The following is a 23,891-nucleotide window of genomic DNA, read 5'->3' on the forward strand; positions in this document are numbered from 1 at the left end:
TATCAGCTTGCCTGCTAATAACGCAGTTATGCACTGCTGTAACTGGTAAAGGTTCAGCCAGTCGCACCCAACTAATCTTAGAGTGTCAGACGAAAGTTAACAGTTTCGATGAGTTTCCCCATAGTCTTGTATTCGATTACCATCCGAACATACAAATCTCAACTTAGCGTACCAAACCAGCCAGCAGCCCCGACGCTTCCCGCTGCAAGCTCTGCCGATTATCATCGTAGCAATTAAGGACGTTCGAGCTGGTATGGCGGCTCAACTTCTGCGCCATTCGCGTATTGCCGTTGCTTGCATCTAACAGCGTCGTAATTGCAGCGTGGCGTATTCTGTGCGGGCTGATTCTTTTAGGAATTCCCGCAGCAGAGCAAGTTGAGAAAACAAGCTTGTAAATAGCGTACCCGCTCAACCTCAATCCGTATTCCCGCTTTGTCAAAGCGATAAATAAAGGATCGAGGGGCATTGCAGCTCCCCGCACGCTCAGCCAATCAGAAATCGCATCTGCCGTCGCGCCGTGCAAGTCAATTAGCTGCGCTTGAGTTCCCCTACCTTTGCCGTAAATGTTCAGAGTTCGGGCTAGCGGGTCAAAGTCGTCTATATTGGCTCCGCCGATCTCCCCCCGGCGCAGCGCATTGTCCCACAGCAGCCGAAGAACTGCATAGTCGCGCTTTCCCTGGGGCGTACTCCGGTCAGGAATGGACAACACCGACTGCATCGCCACCACATTCTCAGAAGCAACTCGGCCAAACCCTGTAGTATCCCGGTAAGGAACCACCTTCTCTCCTTCAACATCTACCAAACTCCACTCGCACTCGCCCACCTTCCGAGCAAAATTCACCAAACTTTTGATAGCCGCCAGCCGCCGATTAATCGTCGCTTCCTTTAGTCCCTTGTCGATTAGTTTGGCTTTATACTTGAGAACCAGCGCGACAGCGGCGAAGCGGTTCAGCCGCAGGAACTCGCGCACCAAGGCCGGGTGCGGTTCCTGCTTCGCCATTGTCGTAAAAAAATCGTACAAATCTTTCTCATAAGCACGCCTAGTGTTGACAGAGCGCTTGGCAGCTAACAGCTCTGCCACTAGGTCGCGCGTCGAAGCTATCTCTCCAAAGGAATTAGTAACGTGTTCTAAGTCCATACCCGGCCTGATAATTTGGCTTTCCAGACCAGATTACCTGAATCTGGGGTGCAAAAAGATGGATAATTTACCAGTCCGTTCGGCGAGCGTACTAATGATGAGCGGCGGGCTCCAAAACCTTGCAGGCGCAGCGGCGCTCGCTGCAATTGAGTGAACGAGCATAAATTTTGATGGTCAGACAATTAAAGCTGCCTCTTGGGGAAGTTCTGCCGCTAGCGCCGCCCCCTCTCTCAAGAGGGCAACAGCACCTTTTCAACCTTTACAGACAACATGAAGTTGCCCGTTCACCGCTGGTGCGAGATGAGCGTGTGGGTTTCTCGGCCTCTTGGGTCGAAACCGTTATTGCTAAAGCCTTGGAACGGGGGAGTGCGACTGTCTTCGATCCATTTGCCGGTGCGGGTGAAATGCCAATCGAACCCGGAGCTAGCTGGTTCTCCCGGAGTGCGACTGTCTTCGATCCATTTGCCGGTGCGGGGACGACGCTGCTTGCTGCTGAGAAAATGGGGGTTGAATGTTTGGGAGTAGAAGCTCATCCCTTCGTTGCTAGGATTGCTTCAGCCAAGTTGTTATATCGAACTGACCCCGCTCTTTATTTAGAGCATATCAGAAAGGTCAAAATACGTGCCGAAAATTTGCCTGGCTGTGTAGATAATTATCCGGCTCTGATTCGTTCTTGTTTTAGCGATCGCTCCCTTGAAGGCTTAAATCGATTGTGGCAGGCTTGGAAACAATTAGCTGACGATTCTCCTCAATCCGAGTTGGTATGGCTGACAATTATAGCCATTCTCTGCCATGTTTCCTGCGTTGGAACTGCCCCTTGGCAGTACATCTTACCTAACAAAAAATAAAAAATCTGTATTGTAGCCGATGTCAGCTTTTGAGCTAATGGTTCAAACCCAGGTTCAAGACATGAGAATTGCAGGAAAAACAGCAGCTAATACGGGTGCATCTCATTTTTGCAAATATATTCGTAGGGGCGAAGCATTTCGGTAGTAAATATCTGGTTCTCACTAATAAATTGTCTGCCGAAATGCTTCGCCCTTGCACTCATAGAGATGCACCCGCTAATACTGCTAAGAGCGTTCGCTCTGATGCTCCGACTTGTCTTGGCGTACCGGATGATGATTTTGCTGATTTAATCATTACCTCGCCGCCCTATGCTAATAACTATGACTATGCCGATGCTACGCGCTTAGAGATGTGCTTTGTAGGAGAAATTAGTGGAAAAACCGGAAGCATAACGTCCCTCTGTGCGAAGGCTGTTTGTGGGTTAGGTGATGATTGAGATTTGACAATAGCTTGTATTAACAGTTCTTAGTCTCGGGCAGAAATTAACAGCGATCTAGCAGGAAATTATTACTGGAAAATGTTAAAACAATAGCGTTATGGTAAACTGTAGTAACGAGCGAATTGGGACAAGTATATGGGAGAACTTTCGATCGTGAACTTAGTGGAAAAACACATTATTTCTCGCCACCACTGGAACGCAAATGCTTTGGGGATACAAGGCGTGGTAGTACGGAAAGTTCGGGTTACTCCTTACAAAACGGTTCGAGAAAGCAAGTGAGATATTTGTCTATCAAACCTGTAACTATTATTGGCATAAAGAGGCTAGGCTATGGAGTTATCTACTACCACCACCACCACCACCACGATAGATGGCGACCGCATTCAAGAGTACGCCAAGAAGCTACGCCAGAGTAATTTTTTAGAAACTTTGGCCTTGAATGTAGCAATGGGGATTCATGCCGAAATTACTAAAAGGGATGAAACATTAGAAGGCTTTAGTCATAAGTGTGTTGATGAACTCAAAAAATTTCTCAAAGAGCAGATAGTTGATGATGCTTTCTACTTGACAAAAGCAGAGGAAATATTAAATCATCTGACCCTCTGGCTTCAGGCAGGTAGAACCGAGGAAAATTTATGGAAAAACGTGGCACTTGATTCAGCTTTAATTTTTCTAGAGCCACTCGATTTATCCAATCGGACACTAGATGAGTTAACCGCTATGCTGGGGCTGGCTTCAAAAACAGTTCCCGCAACCGAACCCCAGCTATTTATCAGCACCACAATCACTCAAATACTCACCTCAGCCCCTCCTAGAACGGCTTGCAAGTCCTTATTACGAATTTGGGATTGGCAAGAAGATACCCATAAAAATGTGTTTTTTCGAGATAATTACAGCACGGGTTTTGTTAAGTTAGCCTTAAAGGATCAAGACCCAGTTACTAAAGAATATTTTTACTTTACAGGCAAGGCAGCCTGGGGAATTCTTGAGGAATTTGGCAATTTGGGGAAAGATACTGCCAAACTCCACTGTTTACTATCTGCCTATGTTTTTCAACAGGCTGTGCCTTGGAGAACTGAAATTAAGCTAGCTGGAACTGGGAAAAATGGCGGCACTAACCTCATAGACTTAATGGGTTGGGGTGAGCGTAAAGATATGACCACTTCCCAGAAGTTACTCAGGATAGAGCAATGCCTGAAGCTTCTGAGAAGGCTGGACGCTACCATTAAATGGAATATCGGGAAGCTAGGATGCGATATGAATTCCCTCATTTGGGACGTTGCTGTGGAGCGCTACGGGCAGCGTAACATTTTCACAGATGAAATTGATGAACCAACAGAAATAGTAGCCTTCATTCGGGCAGGTAGATGGGCTGACTTTTTCTTTAATAAACCTGGCAAGAATGCCAGGCCTCCAGTTGCCTTATATGAGTTTGGTTGGATTTCAGAAGCGACGCTCAAAATGAACCCGTATCATGATGAGCTAGCATTCTTAATTGCCATCAATATAACAACAGAAAGCGCCATTCATACAAATGGGAAATACACGGTTAAGACCGTGCTAGAGATGGTGATGCCGAAAAATGAGATTGAATTAGCCCGTAAGGATCATCGCTACGCTGGTAAGCTGAAGCAACGTTGGGATAAAGCCTTAATGCAGCTAGCTGAGTTAGATTGGCAGATTATATATATATGACTCTGAAACCTACCCAGAATGGTTGCGTCCTGGAAGTACAACAGGTAAACCCAAAGATTGCAAAAAAAGAATTATTGATTTACTGCTAGAAGCTGGCGTCACCATCAAGCCTCCCGGTAAAATTCCTGCCTTGATAGCTGCTAAAAAATCAGCATCTTTGCCCCGGAAACGGAAATCAGCATTTGCTGCCCCGTTAGAGTGGGAACCGATACAGAAGGCTTGTGAAGCAAAGGATTGGACGAAGCAAAGAGTCATCGCCGAAAAGCTGGGCATATCTCAGCAGCTAGTCTCACAGCTTCAGCGCGGCAAGCCAATTAGCCCCAAAACCGCCGCCCACCTCAAAAAAATCTTGCCTAAAGTGCTACCAGAATTGTCAATCTAGCTTCCCGTCCCCTTGACCCCAACTCCAGCCCCAAGCGTAGTAAGGCTGGAGTTTTGCGTAGTAAGGCAAAAATGACCTCAAAATCACCTTCAAACTTTTACCAGGCAAGGCTTATGACTTTACTACGGACACACCCGGATCTAGTGACAAAAACACCCGGATCTGGTGACAAAAACTCCCGGATCTGGTGACAACTCAATTTTGAAACTCTTGACTAGCAAGCATTTCAGAACCTTACTACGCGCGGATTAACTATTAATTAATTATCTTTGATCGGCGTGCAAGCAGCGATTTTCAGAACATGAGACAAAGGGATGTTCCCCACTCAAGGAATAGCCCGGTGAAGATTTATCGAGATAGCACAGGCATTGACCTTCAAAATCAGTCCTCACAGAGACTCATAGTCCACTTAACCCCATCTGACCCGTTCATGAGGCGCTCTGGCGGTAGCCAGATTCGGGTGCAACTTGGAGTGCCTTTCGCATTGCTACTAGGCCAGAAGGTCAACACAGCCAACATGGGGGTGCGTTATGGTCTTGTCTAAGTCCGCCCTCACTGAATGGCAAGAAAGCGGCGTAGACTCCGCCATCTTCGCCCTCAACGTGCAAACTCTTAGTGGCGACGCCCCCTACGCCTACCTCCTCTACGAAATTAACGCCGCCTCCGGCAGAGTCCACCCCGACGCACAATGGCGGTGGGCCAGAAAACACTACAGCCACATCGAGCACGGTGGTTGGTGGTGTTCGGGCCTTGACCCCCTCAACAACTGGCAGCCCATGTATTGGGGCTGCTTCAAACCCTATCAGCCCCGCAACAGCTTCGACCCAAACGGTAAAACCAAGCCCGTCAAATACGAACACCCCCCCAAAAGCCCCACCAGAGCCTTCTTCCTGCAAGTCCCAGACCACATCTGGGCAAAAGTCGCAGAACGCCACGGCGTCCCCATCAACCCTGAAAACCCAGAGGACTTAGAGATGGGGAACACGGGAACTGGGGAGACGGAAGATGAAAATCTCCCCTGTGCCCCTGTGCCCCTCCGCAACCCCACGAACCCGCCTCAATTCTGGGAATGGGTTTGGCTCAACAACATCCCCGTCACCATCGTCGAAGGCGTAAAAAAAGCCGCCTGCCTGCTCACAATGGGCTACGCGGCCATTGCCCTCCCCGGCGTCACAATGGGTGTCAGAACCAAGAACGCGCTAGGGGAGAAGTGCAACCCCTATCTCATCCCCGAACTCCAACACTTCGCCACCCCAGGGCGGGAAATCTACATCGGCTTCGATCGCGACAGCAAGCACTCTACCGTCCTCAACGTCAACCGCGAGATTGACAAACTCGGCCGCCTGTTCACGACCGCCAAATGCTCCGTCAGCGTCATCACTCTGCCAGGACCGGAGAAAGGCATCGACGATTTCGTGGTAGCCAGAGGCGAAGATGCGCTCATTGCCCTTAAAAACGCAGCACGAGGCTTCCAATTTTGGCAGGATAGGGAATCATGGCTTTTAACCTATCCCGCGTCTTTAACGCTAAATTCTCGCTATCTGGGAGAACTCCCCTATCCAGAGGCCGGCTTAGCCTGCATCAAATCCCCCAAAGGCACCGGCAAAACCCGCTCCCTCGCCCACCTGGTTTCCCACGCCCTCAACACGGGCGAACGCCGCGTGCTAGTCATCACCCACAGGATTCAGCTCGGCCGCGCCATCTGCGCCGGGTTGGGAATCAACTACATCGACGAAACCAAGAACTCGCCGGAAGGCAAATTATTCGGGTACGGCTTGTGTGTAGACAGCCTCCACCCCCACTCAATGGCCCGTTTCAACCCCGAAAACTGGTCTGGGGCGATCGTCCTCATTGATGAGTGCGAACAAGTCATCTGGCACGCCTTGAACTCCAGCACCTGCCGCGAAAACCGCGTCGCCATCTTGCAAACCCTGCAAGAACTCATTCGCACCGTCTTAACCACCGGCGGCTTAATCGTTGCCCAGGATGCTGACTTATCTGATTGCGCGATCGACTACTTGAAGGCGCTTGCTGGCATCCCTCTCGAACCTTGGATTGCCGTCAACGAATGGAAACCTAAAAAAGAGCGGGACGCGATCTTCTACGCCACTCAAAGTCCCGCACCACTATTCGCTCAAATGGAGCAAATTCTGTCGCGAGAAGTCACCGGCTGCGACCTTGAAAGTCGCGCCCTCTGCTGCCCGCTCGATCGAAACAGGCCCCACATTATGGTTGTTGAAGACTCGCAAAAAGTCAAAGGAAAATGGTCGTGTCGCAACCTAGAAACACAACTGCAAAAACGATTTCCCAACAAGCGCATTCTCAGGATTGATAGCGAGTCAGTAGCCGACCCCAACCACCCCGCTTGTGGCTGCGTTGAGAATCTTAATGCCACCATTCAAAACTACGATATCATCATCGCTAGCCCCACCATTGGCACAGGAGTTAGCATCGACATTCGCGGTTATTTTGCAGCGGTATTCGGCATTTTTAAAGGAGCAATTGCCGTCAACGATGCCCTGCAAAGTCTCGCTCGAGTCAGGGATGAAAATGTTCCAATCTTTGTCTGGACAGCGCCCTTTGGCATTGGCAAAATTGGCAACGGCAACGCTTCTTATCGAGCTCTCCTCGCTTCCCAGCAGAAGGTTATCAAAGCCAATATTCGCTTGCTGCAAGGAGTTGACTTCGACATCGACGCGGCCCACGACCCGGTTCACCTGAGAACTTGGGCAAAAATGGCTGCTAGAATTAATGCCGGAATGTGGCATTACAGGGAGGCGATTAGGTACAGCCTAAAAGCTGAAGGGTTTCAGGTAAAACTGTGCCGAGAAAATCAGCTAGAACAACTCCTTTTAGAGGGATTAGCGCAGCAAATAGCAGCCAGCGCGGTTAAAAACTGGAAGCTATTGCAGCAGGTTGCCCAGAAGGTTGATGCTGGGTTAAATGAATTAAATCTCCGAAATGTTGGAGCTGCTCTGGCTAAGAAAGAGGCTGAGTCAATTCAGCGAGAGAACTGCAGGGTAGAAGCGGATGCTGTTGCTGATGCTCCTGATATTACTCTGTCTGAGTATCTGGAGTTGAAGGACAAGCGCTCCAAGACTCGGGGCGAACTCAATCAAGAGCGCAAGTATCAACTGCAAGAGACTTATGGGGTGTCGGTGACGCCTGAGCTGAAATTGAAGGACGACGACGGCTGGCTGCCTCAAATTCGCCTGCATTACTATTTGACCCATGACCCAGAGTTTGTCAGGAAACGAGATAAAAATCACTTGGCGGGGCATCAAGAAAGGGGTCAAGGGAAGGTTTGCCCGCAAGATTTGCGCTTCCTGAAAGCTTCTGTGGAAGCTCTCAAGAAGTTGGGGCTGATGGAGTTCTTTGACTCAGACAGGGAGTATCGAGGGACTGACCCGGAGGTGATAGCCTTTGCTCAAAGGGTCAAGCAGTATTCTGCGGATGTGAAGGATTTTCTGGGTATCAGGGTTCACCCTAATGCCCAGCCAATGGAGGTGGTTCAGTACGTTTTGAAGGGGAAACTGGGCTTTACCCTGCGACGGGTTCGCCAAGAAAGGTCGGAAGAACGAGATGCTTTGGGCAGGTCTAAGCGCATTCGAGTTTACCAGTTCCAGTTCCCCAACGACGGTAGGTCGGCGATTTTTGCGGCTTGGCAGCAGCGGGATGAGAAGGCTATCTCTTTGGCAGAAGCTGTGGCTCCTTGTTTGGAAGGGATTCCTGGCGGCACAGGGTCGGATAAAGATATAAAGATATCGGAGGGTGTGCCGCCAGGAGATGAAGCTGCGATCGCAGGACACTCATTGAAAGTGGGCGCGCTAGTGCGGTTTGCTGGTGAGGTTCAAAAATATGTGGTTAAAGCTGTCTCAGGCGCTCAAGTGATGGTGAAATCGTTGCTTTCGGGTGCGATCGTCCACACTTATGCTCGCCGCTTAGAGCTGGCGGATGGAGGAGCGACGTGAGAACGCTGCCAAAAAATGCGATTCGTTTTTAGTCCAGTGCGACCTGAAAAACGTGAGTTCGACGCGGGAGTTCGCAACTAGAAACATAGACAGACTCGTTCCTCGCTAGTGTTGTCACTCACCAGGGCAACAGTTTATTGTTCGCAACTCGCCGATCTTGGCTCACTGTTGGAGCCGGAGAGAGTGCGCTAACAACCAACTGAGTAAGATTGCCCAGGTGCGATCGACGCTCGCACAACACAGTAATGGAAAAAGATGGAAAGCAAGTCACAAATGTAATTGGACTTTGGACAAAGAGAGAATTTCCCTTCGTGATGTTGTAGCGCGAATAAAGCTGGTTGGACTGATATCTTGCACCATTCTCAATTAGATAAATCTTAGGAAAGAGGCGATAGCGCGTCGCTGGAAATCGGTGAGAGTCAAGTTTTGCAAGTGCACTGATGTCATATACGCCGTGGAATTATAGCCTTATAAAATATGTACAATTCCAAAACTTCAATAAAGCAAATACGCCCTGAAAAATAATGCTGGTAGTGATGCTCACCATAAGTTAATTCTGTTGCTCCTAGCCCGCCCTAAAAATACAATTTAGATGCGGGACAGCTTAAAATGATAAAAATCGCACTAAATCTCAACGTCGATTATTTGGAAAGCTTGTTTAATGCCCTGAGCTAAAGCCTGTTTTTGTTGTTGGCTGTAGAGTTCAAAACTTGTCCGATAAGCCGATCGCATGGCCCGCAAATTCTCAATTTGACCTTTTTGGTCTTTAAGATTGAACAAAACCCAAGCTAAATTATGATGAGCCTCAGCATAGTCCGGTTGTAGCTGAACCGCTTTTTCCAAATATGACCGCGCTGGCCGCCACTGTCTCTGGTTCCCCAACAATGTACCTAAACGAAATTGGATAAAAGCATGGGGTGGAAATTTCTGATTGTAAGCTTCGTAAGCTTGGATAGCACCAGGAATATTTTGGACTTGTTCGCGAGCAATGCCTAAATTTTTCAATACCCAAGCAGCGGCTTGTGGATAGCGCGCCGCTTTTTCAAAATTAGGAATAGCATCAGTCCATAGCCCCTGCAAAGCTTGTTTCCAGCCTGTAAAACCCCAGGCAAAACTGCTGTTCGGTTTCAATTGAATCGCTCTCTGTGCAGCAACTTCTGTTTGAGAGTGATTGAGGTGAATCAAAACCAGGGATAATTCTACCGCTGCTTCACCATTATTAGGCTCAGTAGTTAAACACTGTAGTTTAGACTAACCAAAGATGAGAACGGTGGCAAAAGAAGAACTAGAGCCACCGCGCTAGGAGAGAATGAGGGTGAAAAATAAAACCTATCCACTCCTTAAATGAACAGTGAACGATTAAAGGACTTTCCTGGGAGCAGCATACGAGTTATTGGTGCTGGCGAAAGATGCAACATTCGAGCTGATGGATGCAGTGATGACCACTCCGAATGCGTCATGTTTAGCGGAATTTTCACTCAATCCATTATTCAAGCGTCAATGGCCAAGCATCTATGAAGCGTTACAAGACTGTAGACCTGATCGGAAAAAACTGATGCTGCTGTATCTGAAGCAATTACAGGAAGAAGCACCCCCAACAGAACACATATTAGTAGCAATCGACCACACTGCATGGGGGAGACGAGATGCCAAAACGTTAAAAGACAGAACTCATGAATATCAGAGGGGCTCCATTATTGGACAGGGGTACAGTACCATTGCGTGGATACCTGAAGCACTCTTGAAGTTGGGCATTACCCCTACTCCATGAAAGAATTAGTAGTGGGTCTTCACCCATACTTCAAGCAGCTTCCCAACTCAAACTTGTCTGTGAACAGAGTGTCAACCCAGTTTTAGCAGTTTTGGATCGAGAATATGGCAATGCAACCTGGGTATTAGCGCTCTTCTGATATTCAAGCTGATTGCTTAATGAGAGTCCGAAAGAATGCCTGCTTATGGTCAGCACCACCAGCCTATAGTGGTCGCGGTAGACCACCCAAACATGGGCAAAAAATGAGACCGGGCGACCCAACCACATGGCTCGAAGCTGATACTGCGATTGAAATTGACGAACATCCAGATTTGGGAAAAGTCCGAGTCAGACAATGGATTGACTTGCATTTTTATCGCGCCCCTGGACAAAAAGTCAACTTAATCCTGGTGGAAAGAATGAAGCCCATGTCAAACGGTCAGCCGTTTCCACCCTTATGGTTGGCTTGGGTTGGAGAACGAACTCTACCCTTAGAAACTGTTTGGTTTAAGTATTTACGACGTTTTGGAGTGGATCATTGGTATCGATTTGCGAAGCAACGATTACATTGGACATTGCCTAACTTGAGAACTCCTGAACAATCTGAACGTTGGAGTGATTTAATGCCGTTGATGAGTTGGCAACTCTGGTTGGCACAAGATTTAGTAATCGAGAATAGACTTCCTTGGCAATCTGAAGCGTATCAATTTAACCCCTGGACGTGTTGCCCAATCAATGTTTTCGCTTTTAGTTGACATTGGGACTCCAACAAAAATCCCTAAACATAGGGGAAAATCTCCCGGTTGGGAAAAAGGAAAGGTACGTACCAAGGCACCGTGCTATCCCACTGTCAAAAAACGGGTTTCTCGACGTAAAAAGTCTTCAAGATTAGCTGTTTAATCTTCTACTTTTTGAGTTTTTGAGCAACAGCTTGCCTGAGATTCAAAGGTGGCTACTTTTAGCTGTGCTCATTTTTTAGTCTAAACTACAGTTAAACATCTTTCGTAAGCCTCAACAGCTTCTGCCAAGTTTCCTTGCTTAACAAAATCCAGGGATTTCCTGTGCAGAGGCGTGATAAAGTGACCTTTAAGCGCATCAATGAGTTCATCGGCCGTTTGAAATCTCTCCTCTACCTTCGTTCTCATGCCGGTTAAAATAACTTGTTCAGTTAAAGGGCTTACGCATGGGGGCTCAGAAACCGGGTTTTTTACGAAAATACTGCGTCGCAGCTTTTAATAAAAGTGAAAAACCCGGTTTCTTTGATATTTATGGGTAAGTCCTGAATTAAAGGGGTGATCTCGGGGCGTAATTGCCGAGGGGGAGTGAGGGTTTCTATCACCCTTCAACAGATTCAGCCGAATCACTTCCAGGCTTTTCCAAAGGAACACTAGAGGTAGGAGTTGAGTTAAATATAGGGTTGATAGGTTGCGATCGCACCCGACGAGATGAAGGTGAAGTAGGCTGTGAAATGCTGGGAGATTCTGAAGAAAAAGGCTGACTCTCGATATTTTTTTGATTTTGAATAAATATGTCAGAAATTTGCGGTTTCTCGAAGCTAGGGGTATCGATTACATCCCGATCGATATCTACAGAAGCCCCACTTTGCTCCGGCGACTTGAAAATCTCAGGATTAGGTCGATCGCCCCAACGTATTTTGGGTCGTTGCGGATCTGAGGGCTGACTCGACTGCACTTTCTCTTCGGGTTCAGGATATGTTGGGGGTACCCTAATATCAGCGGATGGTAAAGTAGGGATTAATGGCTGCGATACGACCATAATTGGCTCAGGCTCAAAAGATTGAGGTAGTTGACCCGCTACAAAAGTTGACCAATCTTCCGGTTCCCAAACAATATTGGGAATTGGCAAAATTTGACTGTTTGGTAAATAGAGAATATGGGCAGTTAAAGCGATGCGTCGCTTCAAAGATGGTGAAACCAGAAAAATACTGCCATCGATCAAGGTATTTTTGGGAAGTTTTTCTATATGAAGCCGAATCTCATTCGGTCCTGGGGTAAGATTGCGTGGTTCAAATTCTAGTCCCGATACATCTGACACAATTTTACAAGCAAGTGGAACAACAATTCGCAGAAGCAAATCGTGCTCGCTGCCGTGAGCCAGTTGCCCAAGATACAGTGGGTTTGGATACTTCCACTCGCCTTCTTCTGCTAGTAATCCCATAACTGTTCCTCGCACTTCAACATTATCAAACTGTAAGTTTTGTCCTGATTTAACCAAAATGGCACAATTCTCTTCAGGATTACTGCTGTCTTCTTCTCCTGTAACTTCAATTCTCAGATTTCCCAGGCTGACTCGATCGGACTGAATTGATACCACAGGCCCTTTAATCACCGAAATAGTTGCACCCTGTCCGTCTAAAATAATCGGACGATTAATGACAAGTGGCCCTTCGTATTCAAAACCGCGAGGTCGTAATGTCAGCGTTGCGTTATCTGGTTGGGAATCAATTTCTTGCTGAAGGCTAGTAACTTTTATTTTTTGCCCTCTATCTGACTCAAAGTTTGGCACTTCTTCCTCATTTTTGTCAACTCGCGTATTGCCAAAAAAACGCTTTACTTGCTCTAAAATTTTCAACATTAATTTAGATCCTGTTTTGCTGAGATTTTGGATAACTTTGTAGCAGCCTGGAACTATGCTTGCAAACACTGCAAGCAGTCCTGTAGGAGCAACTACCTGAGTATCATCTACAATACTAATATCTGTTGGCGATCGCTGTTCCGCAACCTGATTCGTTATTTCACTATCTATAGCCGATGAAGATGAATTTTGGGATTTACTGTTAGTGCTGACACTGCAAATTTCTTGCCAACTTAGAAGGCGTTCTGCTGGATTATGAAAAATGACAGGCAACCAAGTTGCACTAGGACATTGGTACTTTAAAAACGACAACCTTTCCCGTGCCACTCGTACTGCTAGATAGAGAGATTTTCCCTCACGGGCGTATGCCTCAAGAAAATACTGTAAAAATTTCTGAGCAACATAATCTGGTACAGGCTCCCGCATTACAATTACTTGTGGAATGTGCCAATCAGCCAGTTGTCTTCCTATTCCCAAGCCGTCACAAGAGTTGAAAATTGCTAGTTGTAATCCTCGCCGAACTACCTTTTGAAAAGCGTACTTTAAATCTCGCATTTCTATATTTTCTTGTTCATTGATAACCAGCCAACTTTTTAATCCATCGGCTTGACTAGAACTGTGACCTGAATATAAGATGATATCCAGTTGTTCTTGCCAAAGGAGATTGCCTAAATCCTCCAATTTTGGCTGATCCAACCGAATCATGTCGGCATCGGGGAAATGTGCTGTCAGAATTTCCCAATCAGCCTCAGTATTCATTTTTAAAAAGTTATTATTTGAAAGTTCTCCAAAAACAACTAAAATCCTCACTTGCTCTTTAATAGTAGTTGTTGGTATTCTTGATATAGGATTATATTCTGGTAAACACAAAGCAAGTTCTGACTGATGATATTGTTCCCAAAAATCCCAAAGATGCCAGGGCAAACGCTGTAATCTAATATCGTCAGTTTCAACAATAAACCGAACTTCTTCATCTGTTTTTAATACTTGTTTGAGTTTTTCCCTGATGGAGCTAAACTCCCCCGATTTTAGCCATTTATTGAGGCTGCCTCCCAACTGTTCGCTAGCTGTGGCGTTCTGTTTGTTGAGCTCTTGAGGATTAGTTGGTTGTCCCTCTTCAGCTCCAAGTCGTACTCCAAAAGGATCTACTATCCGCCGATAACTTGACTGCCAACAGGTGTAATGTGTGACAATATCTGGAGCCGGGGGTAATTGACCCCTGGGTTCAGTAAAAGGATGAAAACCATCTTCTCCAATTTGTAGAGAGACTGGAAAACCGCGTTCAAAATCACCATTGCCTATTTTGAGAACAACAACTTTTACCATTAATAGTCACCTTAAAAAGTCTTTTTACCCGATCGTAACTCTATTTTTAACATAGATTAGCAGTAGTAAATCCGGTACATCTAAAAAAAATCAATACAATTCAGCCAGATAAGTTAATCATCTGTACCTCGACCATCCTCCCGTGAGGCTCTTGAGAAAGTTTGAATGTAACTCCATCTTTTAACTCAATAGCTTGCCCGGGCTGTCCTGGCTGAGAACTCGGTGCAACTTTATTACCGCCTGGAGAAGTTAGCGACCTGAGATTTTGGTTGATCAGCAGCCATTGTCCATTAAACAATACGAAATAAGCTTGAGGAGTTTTATCAGCTTCTTCACCTGGAAATACGTTATCAAAGGCGTGCCATTTATACAAGGATAAATTGTTGTAAACAACCAATTGCTTATCTAGGGTCCACTGACCGGGGCGACGTTCTGAACGCAGCCTCAAAATCGGTATTGTACCCTTGGGTTTTGCCCCACAGAAAGGACATTGTACATTATTGGTCTCATGTAAAATAAACCAATGACTGGGACAATAATTGTTGTGACATGGGATAAGTAAATCCCAAGTTTTGACTAGCGCACGCTCCCATTCTGTTGCTGCGGGGCGCTCATTAGGTGAGTGCAAGCTTTTAACAAATGTCCTCTGAAATAGATTGCTCAGGTCTGGCCCAAGCGTCGTATATGGTATCTTTAAATCTGAAGGTCGATTGGACAAGTCAACAGGATGTTCGACAAAAATAGCCATCGACCCCATTTCGAGACGCTCCTGTTCTTCAGAAGATTTTGCTCGATGGATTTTAGGCCCTTCAAGGGGATGCCTGCCCAGTAAATACTGATAAATGAGAACTGCTAAAGCGTGTTGGTCTGTGGCGGCAGAGGGATTCTGCCGATGCGGATTGTCGAGGGGTAAATGAATTGTCGCGAGCACTTCTGGTGCGATGTATCCCCTGGTTCCCAAAACATCTGGAGGGTACAATCCTGGAACCACTAATGAGTCGATATCAATAACAACACATTGTCCAGATGTCGGATCGATCAAGACATTTTTATTCGACAAGTCGGAATGGGCTAGACCGGCTTGGTGCATCCGCCTAACTGCACGGGCTAAACGAATGCAAATTTGAAAGTAATTAATCCAAGTACCGCGTTCTGCTTCCGGTAACATAGAACGGGGTTTTGGTCTGACAAACCAGGTACTTTCCTTCTCCTTACCTGCAAATGGGCCGGTTACAAAAAAGAAGTTACCCGGATAAGTAGGTGTTAGGATACCTAATTGAGGTTGAACTACAATACCCGTCGGCCAGCAGAATAACTGCTTAAAATAGTCGCCAGTTTTACCGATTGTGGGATTGTAGTCCTTCAAAATTTTTTTTAACCGTTCCAGTCGATTAGCATCTAAGCCTGCACTTTGATCTTTGTAGAAGCAAATGACCGATGATTTGTCAGCGGTAAAGTGGACTTGCTTCATACCACCTTCGCCAATTACTTGCGGGAGATAGTCAAGGGTGCTACCATCGGCGAGAGTTGCTGTCAGTGTATTCATTAAATTTCCTCCCGATAAAGGACAACTAGGGTGCGATCGTCAAATGAACCTCTCCGATAATAAGAATCAAGCCAAAGTTGTAATTTTTCTTCCGGCTTCATACTATCGGATTCATTGTACATCACTTCTCCAAGATAAGCGCCAGCCCACAACAGGGCAGGAGAAGCTATAACGTTTAACATTTGGCGAGCCAGTTCTTGTGCGTAACGCTCAACATAGCTGATGCGTACTTGTTTGATGTCATCTTTGGTGATTACTTCTTCCTGTATCTGAAACTTGGGTTTAGCTTCTTTGACACCATTGCTATCACGCAGTTCTGTCTGTTCTAACTGTTTATTAATCTCGCTCTCTTCTGGTTTTCTAATTTCAATCACCTGATTGAGAATTAAATCGCCATATAACTGCAACATACCTGGATCGTTTGGAAAGTAATCGTCTGCCACGCCGTCTGTCATCACCATTAAAGCTTTTAAGTTACCAGGGAATACAAAAGTTTTTTGAACTAGATTTTCCTTTTCTAACTTATTTTTAGATGTCAAAAACTCTGTCTGACCTCCATAATCTCCGCTATCTGGCTTGCCTAATAACTTAAGTTTGCCTTCTTGAGATATAGCAGCCAACATACCATCACCTATCTGGCAAGTTAGCACCAAACTACATTCAGTTCCTCCTACTTTTACAGTGGTATGTACTGCAAGTAGTAATGTGCAGGAAAAGTCCCTAACTTCAAGCTTTCTACCATTTTCAGCGCTTACCCCCTTATTAAGAACTTGGAAGTATGATATTTCGTTTTGGCAGCCGTTAGCTTTTTCTTCAACAGCTTCATAAGCAACCTGCATTGCGTTGTGTAATGTCTTTTGAACAGACTCTATATCTTCCCCTACAAAAGCCCAATTCGCATTTCGATTGAGATCGGCAGATAACTGCTCTTTTGTAGTTCGCTCATCTATGTTGCATTGTTTGAGTTGTTCAGCTAAATACTTAACGGCGGCTTCACAAGATTCCCTAGCGCCAACACGAGAGAACTTTTTAGAACCGGCACCATCAGATACCGCAATAATTGTCCAATTATTGCTCACAGTGAACTTGAACCAATCATCACAGTTAGTTCCATCGTGTTTGTGTGATTTTCCACGCACTCTTGCGCCGATTAGCTTCATTCCATCTGGGGATGTGTTAGATTTACAATCGTATTCAGAATGCCGCTCAAGCTCATCTGACACCGGCAGATACTTCCACAGAGAGGGAGGTGGAGGTGTATCTCTTTGGCTAACCTCTTGATTAACAGGCTCAGTATTCTTATTGCCTTCATCCCTAACTGATGTAGGCTTAGCTTCTGGCTGTTCCTGATTGTCAGTCACAGTTTCATCCTTTCTCTCTTGAGTTCCCATACCCGTGGGAGCAGCCTGATCTGAATCGGAGGAGATTTCAGACGATAAAACCTCCTTTATCACACTCCGAATAAATTTACTAAAATCCTCTTTTTTAGCAGGATCGATAGTACCCCCTACCTCTAGAAAACGCTTCCACAAAGTTTCAAGAAGTTCAATTTGTTTGCGTTCAACTTGGTCATCAATTGAAATTAAACCCAACCTATATTTCAACATTTGAGAAAAAATTTCTTCCAATCTCAAGCAGAGTTTTTTCATTTGCTGTTGAAAGCTTTTTTCATGAGAAAAACTATCCCATGTTTCTTTATAGTGAGTCAATGATTGATGTTCAACATAAAGCTTCCAAGAAACAGCTTTAATCAATTCTTCCAACTTGTTTTTAATTTCCATGATTGTTCCTATTGATATTGTTGCTTCAAAGTTTTCTAAACATGGCTAAACAAGAAACTGGCAAATTTGGAAGGTAATTATCAAGTTTTATCTCAAAAATTAGTGTGAATTATAGCTATTTAATCAAAGAAATAGTTAAGCTAAACTACACTAATTTTTGAGCGGACATCCCTTAAGGAATAATGGTGATCTGAGGAGGTGGCGGTGGCAGATTAATTGGTTGATTGTCTGCCATCACCTGAGCTACACTCTGCGATGTCTGTTTGATTGATTGCGTTACCCACTTGAAAAATGCCTTCAGATCGTCCGGCTGAAGACTCTTGAGTTTGACAACAATCTCTGTTACCTGCTTCAGCATGAACTCGTCTGCACCCTCGCCAGCAGCACAAGCAATAATGTTAGCGGGTGCTGGTTTTTTATTCTTTAGATCGGCGGCCGCTTGCTGCCAATTATCGGTAGGCTGGCCGTCAGTCATTAAAAATACTAAAGGCTTCCAATCACCTTTCTGGGTTTCGCTTGCTTTGAGAACTTCTTTGTCAATGCACTGCGCTAACAGTTTGAGTGCGGCTCCCAAGGAGGTACCTCCGCCAGCGGAAAGATTAGGTGCTTGAAATGCACCGAGTTCTGTGAGCGGAGATACCTGTTTAGGGGTGCTTTCAAAGGTGATTATTGAGAGGTAGGCTGTCTCTATTGCTTGAGGATCGCTTTTCAACTCTGCTAAGAGTGTTTTGACTCCTTGGTTAACCATTTGAATTGGCTCGCCCGACATTGAGCCAGAGGTATCTAGTACGAGATAAACGGGTAAACGACGGGATGACATAGTTTTTCTCCTGAAAGAAAAGGACAAATTTGTTGATGATTTAAACATTGATAGTGGTAGTGACAGATTGATTGATTGATTGATTGGTTTTCTGTCCTCACTTAATCCACACTTTGGGATATATCTACAGTCTGGGATATGTGGTTATTAATTGACTGAGATACCCACTCGAAGAATCTTTTTAGGTCATCTGGTTGTAGGGTTTTGAGTTTGACAACGATTTCGGTAATCTGTTTGAGCATAAACTCGTCTGCACTGTCGCCAAGCGCACAGGCAATAATACTACCTAGCTTTTTTTGCTTAAGTTCGGCTGCCGCTTGCTGCCAACAATCGGTAGGCTGCTGACTGATAAAGAGGAACATTAATGGTTTCCAGTCACCTTTCGATGTAGCAGTTGGCTTTTGAACTTCCCGATCGATGCACTCTGCTAAAAGTCTCAGTGCGGCACCTAGAACAACGCCTCCACCTGCTACAAGGTTAGGTTGCTGAAATGCACCAAGTTCTGTGAGCGGAGACACCTGTTGAGCGCCATCACCAAAGGTGATTACTGAAAGGTAGGCTGTCTCTATTGCTTGAGGATCGCTTTTCAACTCTCCTAAGAGTGTTTTGACTACTTGGTTAACCATTTGAATTGGCTCGCCCGACATTCGCCCAGAGGTATCCAATACGAGATAAACGGGTAAACGACGGGATGACATAGTTTTTCTCCTGAAAGAAAGGGACAAATTTGTTGATGATTCAAAGGGTTTTAACTGTGCCAAGGAAGGCGACAGATTAACCCTACTGTTAACCGTGCGGTCAGCCAAATGCACTTTTGGCTTCAACAGAAATTTTGAGTAACGTAAATTTCATTTCGCTCTAAAGATATTGCTACACCGATTCCCTCCTTGTCATAAGTTGCTGTGAGTATATTCTTCCGGTGTCCTGGGCTGGACATCCACCCGCTAACTGTAGACTGAGCGATTTCACTTTGAATCATCCAGTCATAGGAAGGCACGCCATTGTAGTAGGCGATCGACTTGTAAAGATGGCTTTTAAAGATGTTCTCAGCCAACCCTTCAGTGTAGTAACTGCCATAATTATTACGACAATTATAACCTACTTGTACCCCTCTATTTGTAGGATTTTTACCTTCGGGAGTTTCGTGACTGAAAAAATTTCTTTTTGCCATATCTTTGCTATGCCCCCTCGCGATATCAGATAATTTACTGTCACCGCATAATTTTATTAATCCATGCTTTTTCCTCTCTTGATTAACTAATTGATGAATCTCATTTTCTGAACCTGATATAGATATCAAGACTTGATTGTATTTTACCACTTCTTTGCCTCCCTAACATAAACATTTATGATCTCTTTAAATTTCATCTCATTTTTTAGTGCTAAATTTTATCAATCTTGCCCACCTTTTTTCATTTGCTAGATTTGATCTCAATTGTCAAATGACCTATATTCAACTTGCTGCCATTTTTTAACATTTGTTGTTGCCCATTCAGTTTATTCTCAAACTCTATCTTGCCCCGTTTCAAACAGATTGTGGCATAGATCGGTGGAAAGTTCTGCTCTTTAGGCAAGTAGATATGCGCTTGGTCTGAACTGCCAAGTATAATAGGCTGCACTCCCAATCCAATAATGCTTTTTTCTTTTGGCCCCCAATGCACAACTAGCGATGCTTCTTGCACCAACTCAAGCAGGGCAATCATTAAACCGATAAAAAATCCTAAGATGGCAGCACCAAGCAGTCGAGCTACATAGGGGCCATATACTGCCACTGCCAACCAAAAACCAATAGCGCCAAAAATACCGCCCAAACTACCGCCTAAGAGTGCTTTAGCGGGGTTGAGATTCGGCACAAAAAAAGCCAAGCCTAAGCCTAACAATGCACCTAAAATAGTCCAAGCTACGATGATTCTGCTGGTTTCTCCTGGGCTGAAAACTAATAAATTAGGCGCGACTGCGTAAAGCAACTGGCCACCAGATCCTGCTATAAAACCAACAGCCAAGCAGCCTACAAAGCCAATAGATCCTTGTCGGATAAATTTCAAAAGGCGGCTCCGCAAGTAAATATTTTGACTGATGATGAGGGCTAATCCAGCCCCCAAGGATAACAGGGCTGTCCATACCCCAATGCGTCGCAATGAGTCTTCCTGAGATGGCTTTTTGTTCGGATCGATAGGAGTAGCATTGGGGGTGAGAACATCGCGGTAAATAGCCTCCTCAGCCTTCTGAAAAGCTTGTTCAAAATTGCCAATATTGGTTGAAAAAACTAAAGAAGAATTAGCAGCTATTTGGGAGAGCAAATTTATGTCAGCATCATTAGTAGCTACGGCTACAATGCGTATACCTTGGCTTTTCGCTGATTGTCCAGCATCTAAGGTTAATTTCCGATCGTCAGGTTGACCGTCAGTAAACAAAAGAATGCTGCGATTCATTCCAGCACTACTAGAAGGAAGTTGTTGGGAAGCAACCTGTAACCCAAGATCCATCCTTGTGCTTCCTTTAGCCGTCAACTGATTAATTGGTTGGTCGAGTTCTGTTAGATTGTTTGTTAGTGTTGCTGCTACATAAGCATTATCTCCAAAACCTACTATAGCAATGCTGTCTTGCGACAAATTAGACAAATTAGAAGAATTGCGGCGTTGAATAAACTGCATAGCTGCTGACTTTACTTCTTGTAATTTTGCACCGCTCATGCTGCTAGAAGTATCGATGAGCAAAGACACTGCATTAGACGGTGGCGGCGGTGGGGGGGGAGGTTGGGTAGCGGCGAGCCATACTTCTCCTAAAATAGCGCCAATTAAGCATCCAATTGCTGCTAACAAGCCAAATAATAAAGGCTTGGGTATGACATTCCAAAAGCGATTAAATAGACCAAGCATCTGAGAACTCCGTTTGTTGATTTGGGAATGTTGTAAATTCCTCAGTAGAGACAACTCTCTTTCATGCTAAAACTTAATATTCAAGTTTTTTTAGCTCGGACTTCAATAGATAGATTGCCCATCTGAACTTTATTTCCATCTGCCAAATATCGTTGGCTGCCTGATGTCTTATCCTCTAATATAATCTGACCTTGTATTAAGGCTATAGTTGCCGCAATAGGGGGAAAACCTAGAGACTTTTTCAAATATATTTGACAGTCAGAAGAACTGCCTATGAGAATAGGTTGTTGTCCTAAAAGAATAATTGATTCTTCCTTGGGTGCCCAATGGACTACTAGCCATGCTTTTTTAACTAAAGTTTCTGCAAAAGCCAGCATAGCTCCTAAAAGCATTCCTTTCAAAGAATCGCCGATCGCTACACTAATAATAGCTTGTACGCCTAAACCCAAACTCAATAAAATCATTAAAATTGCACCCATTATCCCCGATGTCCCCCCTGCAATTAAGGCTATTTTTAGGGGCAAGTTGGGGATGAGAGGAGCAATAAAATATCCCATCATTAATCCCTCAAATCCCCAAGCTATAGTGGTAGAAAAGTTGGATGAACCCAGAATAATTCTGCAAGCAACAAGAGCTATCCCTCCAGCAAATCCGGCTCCGGCACATCGCAATGTTGATTTGGCTATATCTTTGTATCCGGCGTTAATTCTTCTCAGATACCTGTTTTGTGAAAGTGCTAAAGCCAAGCCAATGCCAATCCCGATCAGCGCATCCCATACTCCTACACCTATAAAAGTGCGGATTATTCCCTGCGGACTATTTCCAATTGGATATCCTAAGAGAGAACCTACAAAAGCACCAGCACCGCCCCAGACAATGAAAATAACAATTTTATTCCAGGTTTTCATTTAATTAAATCCTAATCTTCCCAATGTTTATAATCGGTTTTATGGAATTACTTGTCACTACTAAAAGAAATTACAGCGCGTCGATTCAAGGATCTTCCTATTTCCGTATTATTGTCTTTTACTGGCATTGTTTCCCCCCTAGCTGTAAGGATAATTTGATATTGATTGTTAAAACCCATTGTTTCTAACTCTCTAACTACCGCTGTTGCTCTGTTTTGAGAAAGATTGATGTTGTAATCTTCTTCCCCAAAATCATCTGTGTGTCCTTCGACTGTGATTGTCCCTGTTTTTCCCTGAATTTTTGACCCGAATAAACTGATTTGAGAAGCTTGCTGCGGAGTAATTTGGGTATCATCATAGAGAAAATAGATGATAAATTTTTCTGTCACAGCTTGAGTAGGTGTTATAGTCTTACTTGGGGCTGATTGAGGCTTTGATGTGGAGCTTGTTTTCTCCTTTTGAACAGGCTGAATTTGTGAGAGCGATACTGGGGGTGCAGAAACTACAGCAGCAGGATTAGGAACAGTTGCTTGATTTGAGATTGGCTTTCTAGCGATCGCAACATAAGTAGCTATACCTCCAACAATAATGATAATGCCGGCTACTGCCAAACCGATCAATTTAAAACCGCGATTCGGCTGTGCGATCGGTGTACTGTTAGTAGGCGGCGGATCTGCCATCACATACATATCTTCCTGCTCGTCCATAATTACCTCTCTTCATCCTTGGGGAAAAATGACTGTTTGACGAATTTTTTGACCGTAAACTTCCACTTCAAACCACTGGCAAGTAGAAGGGAGAGAAACAGATACTTTAGCGGGCAGCCCATCTGTATATTTTTTGACAGCATTTCCATCCGAATCGTAAATAATCCCTGTCGGTGCTACTATCTGATTTTCATCCACTACCTCGGCAAAGATTTGCACTAATCCTTGCATTTCGCTAGCTATTTTATAATCCCAGATATCGACATTAGTTCCCGTATCCAGATCGTCTAACTCTTCTAATTGGTGAGCGTCAATTTCCTCCCCGATGCCAATGAGAACGCATTTAACATAATTCCGCTTCCCAAATGCAATCTCTTTGGCAAGCTGCACTGTATATTTTTTGACATCCTCTAAATCATCTATGCGACCGTCAGTAATGAAAATATACATACCTCGCTTGGTATTTACAAAGCGATCGACAAAGTATTTAACCGCTGGCATGAGTATTGTGCTTGACCCCAAACTAACACTGACCGGACCACTCACATCTAAGCTGTGGCATTGGGATTGGGTAAAATCTCCTAAAAATTCGATTTCTGTTCCTTTACCGCAGGCCCAATAAATAACGGTTGTTCCCCCATCAGCATCTAAATTATCGGCTAAGTAAGCCATAAAATTTTGAGCTAGGGGTTGAACAATGTTAGGACTAGGTTTGAAATACCCTTGCTGAATAGCATCTTCATAGGCTGCTTTTTGAAATGATTTGACGCGGTTTCCGTCTTCAACACGGGATTCAACCCATCCTTTTTTTTCGTAATCTTCCATCACATCTGGAGGGACTTTCCCTTCCAACTTTCGACCGTAAGAGCTTTTCATAGATGCACTGGCATCTAAGGCGATACCTGTTTTCCAGCCTTCAGCAACAGCACCTTGAGGTTCCATTAGGATGGTAAATACTATTTGAAGTTCTTGACCCGCCTTCCGAATGTTTACCTCACCAAATTCTTTGGCAACTATACTGCTAGGTAATTGCTGGTTTCGAGGTTTATTTAATGACCCGTAGTTTTGGCTTTGTGCAGTCATGTTTATCACCCATTGCTATCTA

At 44.9% G+C, this 23,891-nt stretch carries 21 protein-coding genes; 8 read left to right on the forward strand and 13 right to left on the reverse strand.

From position 1 onward, the window contains the following. Window positions 1-163 precede the first annotated feature (163 nt). Window positions 164-1,138, reverse strand: a complete 975-nt coding sequence (locus QUA50_RS06085; protein ID WP_333261667.1) for a tyrosine-type recombinase/integrase — start codon at window positions 1,136-1,138, stop codon at window positions 164-166. 170 nt (window positions 1,139-1,308) lie between these two features. On the opposite strand from QUA50_RS06085, the gene QUA50_RS06090 reads away from it, so the two are divergent. The 6 genes from QUA50_RS06090 to QUA50_RS06115 all read left to right on the forward strand — a co-directional run bounded on the left by QUA50_RS06090 (window position 1,309) and on the right by QUA50_RS06115 (window position 8,474). After that, complete coding sequence (locus QUA50_RS06090) at window positions 1,309-1,986, forward strand: DNA methyltransferase (RefSeq protein WP_333261670.1); 678 nt, start codon at window positions 1,309-1,311, stop codon at window positions 1,984-1,986. Window positions 1,987-2,168: 182 nt separating this feature from the next. Continuing rightward, window positions 2,169-2,423, forward strand: coding sequence for a hypothetical protein (locus QUA50_RS06095; RefSeq protein ID WP_333261672.1), 255 nt, complete (start codon window positions 2,169-2,171; stop codon window positions 2,421-2,423). A gap of 138 nt (window positions 2,424-2,561) precedes the next feature. Next, window positions 2,562-2,705, forward strand: coding sequence for a hypothetical protein (locus tag QUA50_RS06100; RefSeq protein ID WP_236508304.1), 144 nt, complete (start codon window positions 2,562-2,564; stop codon window positions 2,703-2,705). A 51-nt stretch (window positions 2,706-2,756) separates the two neighbouring features. Continuing rightward, window positions 2,757-4,121, forward strand: coding sequence for a hypothetical protein (locus QUA50_RS06105; RefSeq protein WP_333261675.1), 1,365 nt, complete (start codon window positions 2,757-2,759; stop codon window positions 4,119-4,121). 22 nt (window positions 4,122-4,143) lie between these two features. After that, window positions 4,144-4,503: a helix-turn-helix transcriptional regulator gene (locus QUA50_RS06110; protein ID WP_333261678.1), complete on the forward strand. Its 360-nt coding sequence runs from the start codon at window positions 4,144-4,146 to the stop codon at window positions 4,501-4,503. Between the two features lie 530 nt (window positions 4,504-5,033). Beyond that, window positions 5,034-8,474: a plasmid replication protein, CyRepA1 family gene (locus QUA50_RS06115; protein ID WP_333261680.1), complete on the forward strand. Its 3,441-nt coding sequence runs from the start codon at window positions 5,034-5,036 to the stop codon at window positions 8,472-8,474. 624 nt (window positions 8,475-9,098) lie between these two features. Here QUA50_RS06115 and QUA50_RS06120 read toward each other — a convergent pair. Beyond that, a complete protein-coding gene (locus QUA50_RS06120; protein WP_333261683.1) occupies window positions 9,099-9,659 on the reverse strand; it encodes a tetratricopeptide repeat protein in 561 nt (186 codons plus the stop codon). A 208-nt stretch (window positions 9,660-9,867) separates the two neighbouring features. Here QUA50_RS06120 and QUA50_RS06125 point away from each other — a divergent pair, with 208 nt between their 5' ends. Both QUA50_RS06125 and QUA50_RS06130 read left to right on the forward strand, forming a co-directional pair. Beyond that, a complete protein-coding gene (locus QUA50_RS06125) occupies window positions 9,868-10,245 on the forward strand; it encodes a hypothetical protein (protein WP_333261686.1) in 378 nt (125 codons plus the stop codon). Between the two features lie 242 nt (window positions 10,246-10,487). Continuing rightward, window positions 10,488-10,979, forward strand: a complete 492-nt coding sequence (locus tag QUA50_RS06130) for a hypothetical protein (protein WP_333261688.1) — start codon at window positions 10,488-10,490, stop codon at window positions 10,977-10,979. A gap of 225 nt (window positions 10,980-11,204) precedes the next feature. Here the strand turns inward: QUA50_RS06130 and QUA50_RS06135 are convergent, their stop codons facing one another. The 11 genes from QUA50_RS06135 to QUA50_RS06185 all read right to left on the reverse strand — a co-directional run bounded on the left by QUA50_RS06135 (window position 11,205) and on the right by QUA50_RS06185 (window position 23,869). Continuing rightward, window positions 11,205-11,369: a hypothetical protein gene (locus QUA50_RS06135; protein WP_333298596.1), complete on the reverse strand. Its 165-nt coding sequence runs from the start codon at window positions 11,367-11,369 to the stop codon at window positions 11,205-11,207. Between the two features lie 190 nt (window positions 11,370-11,559). Next, entirely contained in the window at window positions 11,560-14,145 is a 2,586-nt protein-coding gene (locus QUA50_RS06140) for a CHAT domain-containing protein (protein WP_333261690.1), read from the reverse strand. A gap of 100 nt (window positions 14,146-14,245) precedes the next feature. Next, the gene (locus QUA50_RS06145) at window positions 14,246-15,691 is read right to left on the reverse strand and encodes a protein kinase domain-containing protein (RefSeq protein WP_333261693.1); all 1,446 of its coding nucleotides are present in this window, start codon (window positions 15,689-15,691) and stop codon (window positions 14,246-14,248) included. Continuing rightward, window positions 15,691-17,472 carry a PP2C family serine/threonine-protein phosphatase gene (locus QUA50_RS06150; RefSeq protein WP_333261696.1) on the reverse strand — a complete coding sequence of 594 codons (1,782 nt, stop codon included), beginning with the start codon at window positions 17,470-17,472 and terminating at the stop codon, window positions 15,691-15,693. The genes QUA50_RS06145 and QUA50_RS06150 overlap by 1 nt, the downstream gene beginning before the upstream one ends. A 172-nt stretch (window positions 17,473-17,644) precedes the next feature. After that, entirely contained in the window at window positions 17,645-18,292 is a 648-nt protein-coding gene (locus tag QUA50_RS06155; protein WP_333261699.1) for a VWA domain-containing protein, read from the reverse strand. A gap of 101 nt (window positions 18,293-18,393) precedes the next feature. Next, on the reverse strand, window positions 18,394-18,990 hold the full coding sequence (locus QUA50_RS06160; RefSeq protein WP_333261700.1) for a VWA domain-containing protein: 597 nt from the start codon (window positions 18,988-18,990) through the stop codon (window positions 18,394-18,396). Between the two features lie 122 nt (window positions 18,991-19,112). Then, window positions 19,113-19,613, reverse strand: a complete 501-nt coding sequence (locus QUA50_RS06165; RefSeq protein WP_333261703.1) for a CAP domain-containing protein — start codon at window positions 19,611-19,613, stop codon at window positions 19,113-19,115. Between the two features lie 91 nt (window positions 19,614-19,704). Then, a complete protein-coding gene (locus tag QUA50_RS06170; protein WP_333261706.1) occupies window positions 19,705-21,171 on the reverse strand; it encodes a VWA domain-containing protein in 1,467 nt (488 codons plus the stop codon). Window positions 21,172-21,251: 80 nt separating this feature from the next. Next, a complete protein-coding gene (locus QUA50_RS06175) occupies window positions 21,252-22,079 on the reverse strand; it encodes an FHA domain-containing protein (RefSeq protein WP_333261709.1) in 828 nt (275 codons plus the stop codon). A 47-nt stretch (window positions 22,080-22,126) separates the two neighbouring features. Next, window positions 22,127-22,786 carry an OmpA family protein gene (locus tag QUA50_RS06180; RefSeq protein ID WP_333261712.1) on the reverse strand — a complete coding sequence of 220 codons (660 nt, stop codon included), beginning with the start codon at window positions 22,784-22,786 and terminating at the stop codon, window positions 22,127-22,129. A 12-nt stretch (window positions 22,787-22,798) separates the two neighbouring features. Then, window positions 22,799-23,869 carry a vWA domain-containing protein gene (locus QUA50_RS06185; protein ID WP_333261715.1) on the reverse strand — a complete coding sequence of 357 codons (1,071 nt, stop codon included), beginning with the start codon at window positions 23,867-23,869 and terminating at the stop codon, window positions 22,799-22,801. Between the last annotated feature and the right edge of the window lie 22 nt (window positions 23,870-23,891).

The organism is Microcoleus sp. M2_D5 (assembly GCF_036701935.1).
Taxonomy (GTDB): Bacteria; Cyanobacteriota; Cyanobacteriia; order Cyanobacteriales; family Microcoleaceae; genus Microcoleus.

Coding starts and splice junctions, on each gene's coding strand:
- QUA50_RS06145 (WP_333261693.1), bottom strand. CDS start 15,691: ATGAATACACTGACAGCAACTCTCGCCGATGGTAGCACCCTTGACTAT.
- QUA50_RS06175 (WP_333261709.1), bottom strand. CDS start 22,079: ATGAAAACCTGGAATAAAATTGTTATTTTCATTGTCTGGGGCGGTGCT.
- QUA50_RS06095 (WP_333261672.1), top strand. CDS start 2,169: ATGCTTCGCCCTTGCACTCATAGAGATGCACCCGCTAATACTGCTAAG.
- QUA50_RS06135 (WP_333298596.1), bottom strand. CDS start 11,369: ATGAGAACGAAGGTAGAGGAGAGATTTCAAACGGCCGATGAACTCATT.
- QUA50_RS06105 (WP_333261675.1), top strand. CDS start 2,757: ATGGAGTTATCTACTACCACCACCACCACCACCACGATAGATGGCGAC.
- QUA50_RS06100 (WP_236508304.1), top strand. CDS start 2,562: ATGGGAGAACTTTCGATCGTGAACTTAGTGGAAAAACACATTATTTCT.
- QUA50_RS06160 (WP_333261700.1), bottom strand. CDS start 18,990: ATGTCATCCCGTCGTTTACCCGTTTATCTCGTATTGGATACCTCTGGG.
- QUA50_RS06115 (WP_333261680.1), top strand. CDS start 5,034: ATGGTCTTGTCTAAGTCCGCCCTCACTGAATGGCAAGAAAGCGGCGTA.
- QUA50_RS06130 (WP_333261688.1), top strand. CDS start 10,488: ATGAGACCGGGCGACCCAACCACATGGCTCGAAGCTGATACTGCGATT.
- QUA50_RS06185 (WP_333261715.1), bottom strand. CDS start 23,869: ATGACTGCACAAAGCCAAAACTACGGGTCATTAAATAAACCTCGAAAC.
- QUA50_RS06170 (WP_333261706.1), bottom strand. CDS start 21,171: ATGCTTGGTCTATTTAATCGCTTTTGGAATGTCATACCCAAGCCTTTA.
- QUA50_RS06155 (WP_333261699.1), bottom strand. CDS start 18,292: ATGTCATCCCGTCGTTTACCCGTTTATCTCGTACTAGATACCTCTGGC.
- QUA50_RS06180 (WP_333261712.1), bottom strand. CDS start 22,786: ATGGACGAGCAGGAAGATATGTATGTGATGGCAGATCCGCCGCCTACT.
- QUA50_RS06150 (WP_333261696.1), bottom strand. CDS start 17,472: ATGGAAATTAAAAACAAGTTGGAAGAATTGATTAAAGCTGTTTCTTGG.
- QUA50_RS06140 (WP_333261690.1), bottom strand. CDS start 14,145: ATGGTAAAAGTTGTTGTTCTCAAAATAGGCAATGGTGATTTTGAACGC.
- QUA50_RS06090 (WP_333261670.1), top strand. CDS start 1,309: ATGGTCAGACAATTAAAGCTGCCTCTTGGGGAAGTTCTGCCGCTAGCG.
- QUA50_RS06085 (WP_333261667.1), bottom strand. CDS start 1,138: ATGGACTTAGAACACGTTACTAATTCCTTTGGAGAGATAGCTTCGACG.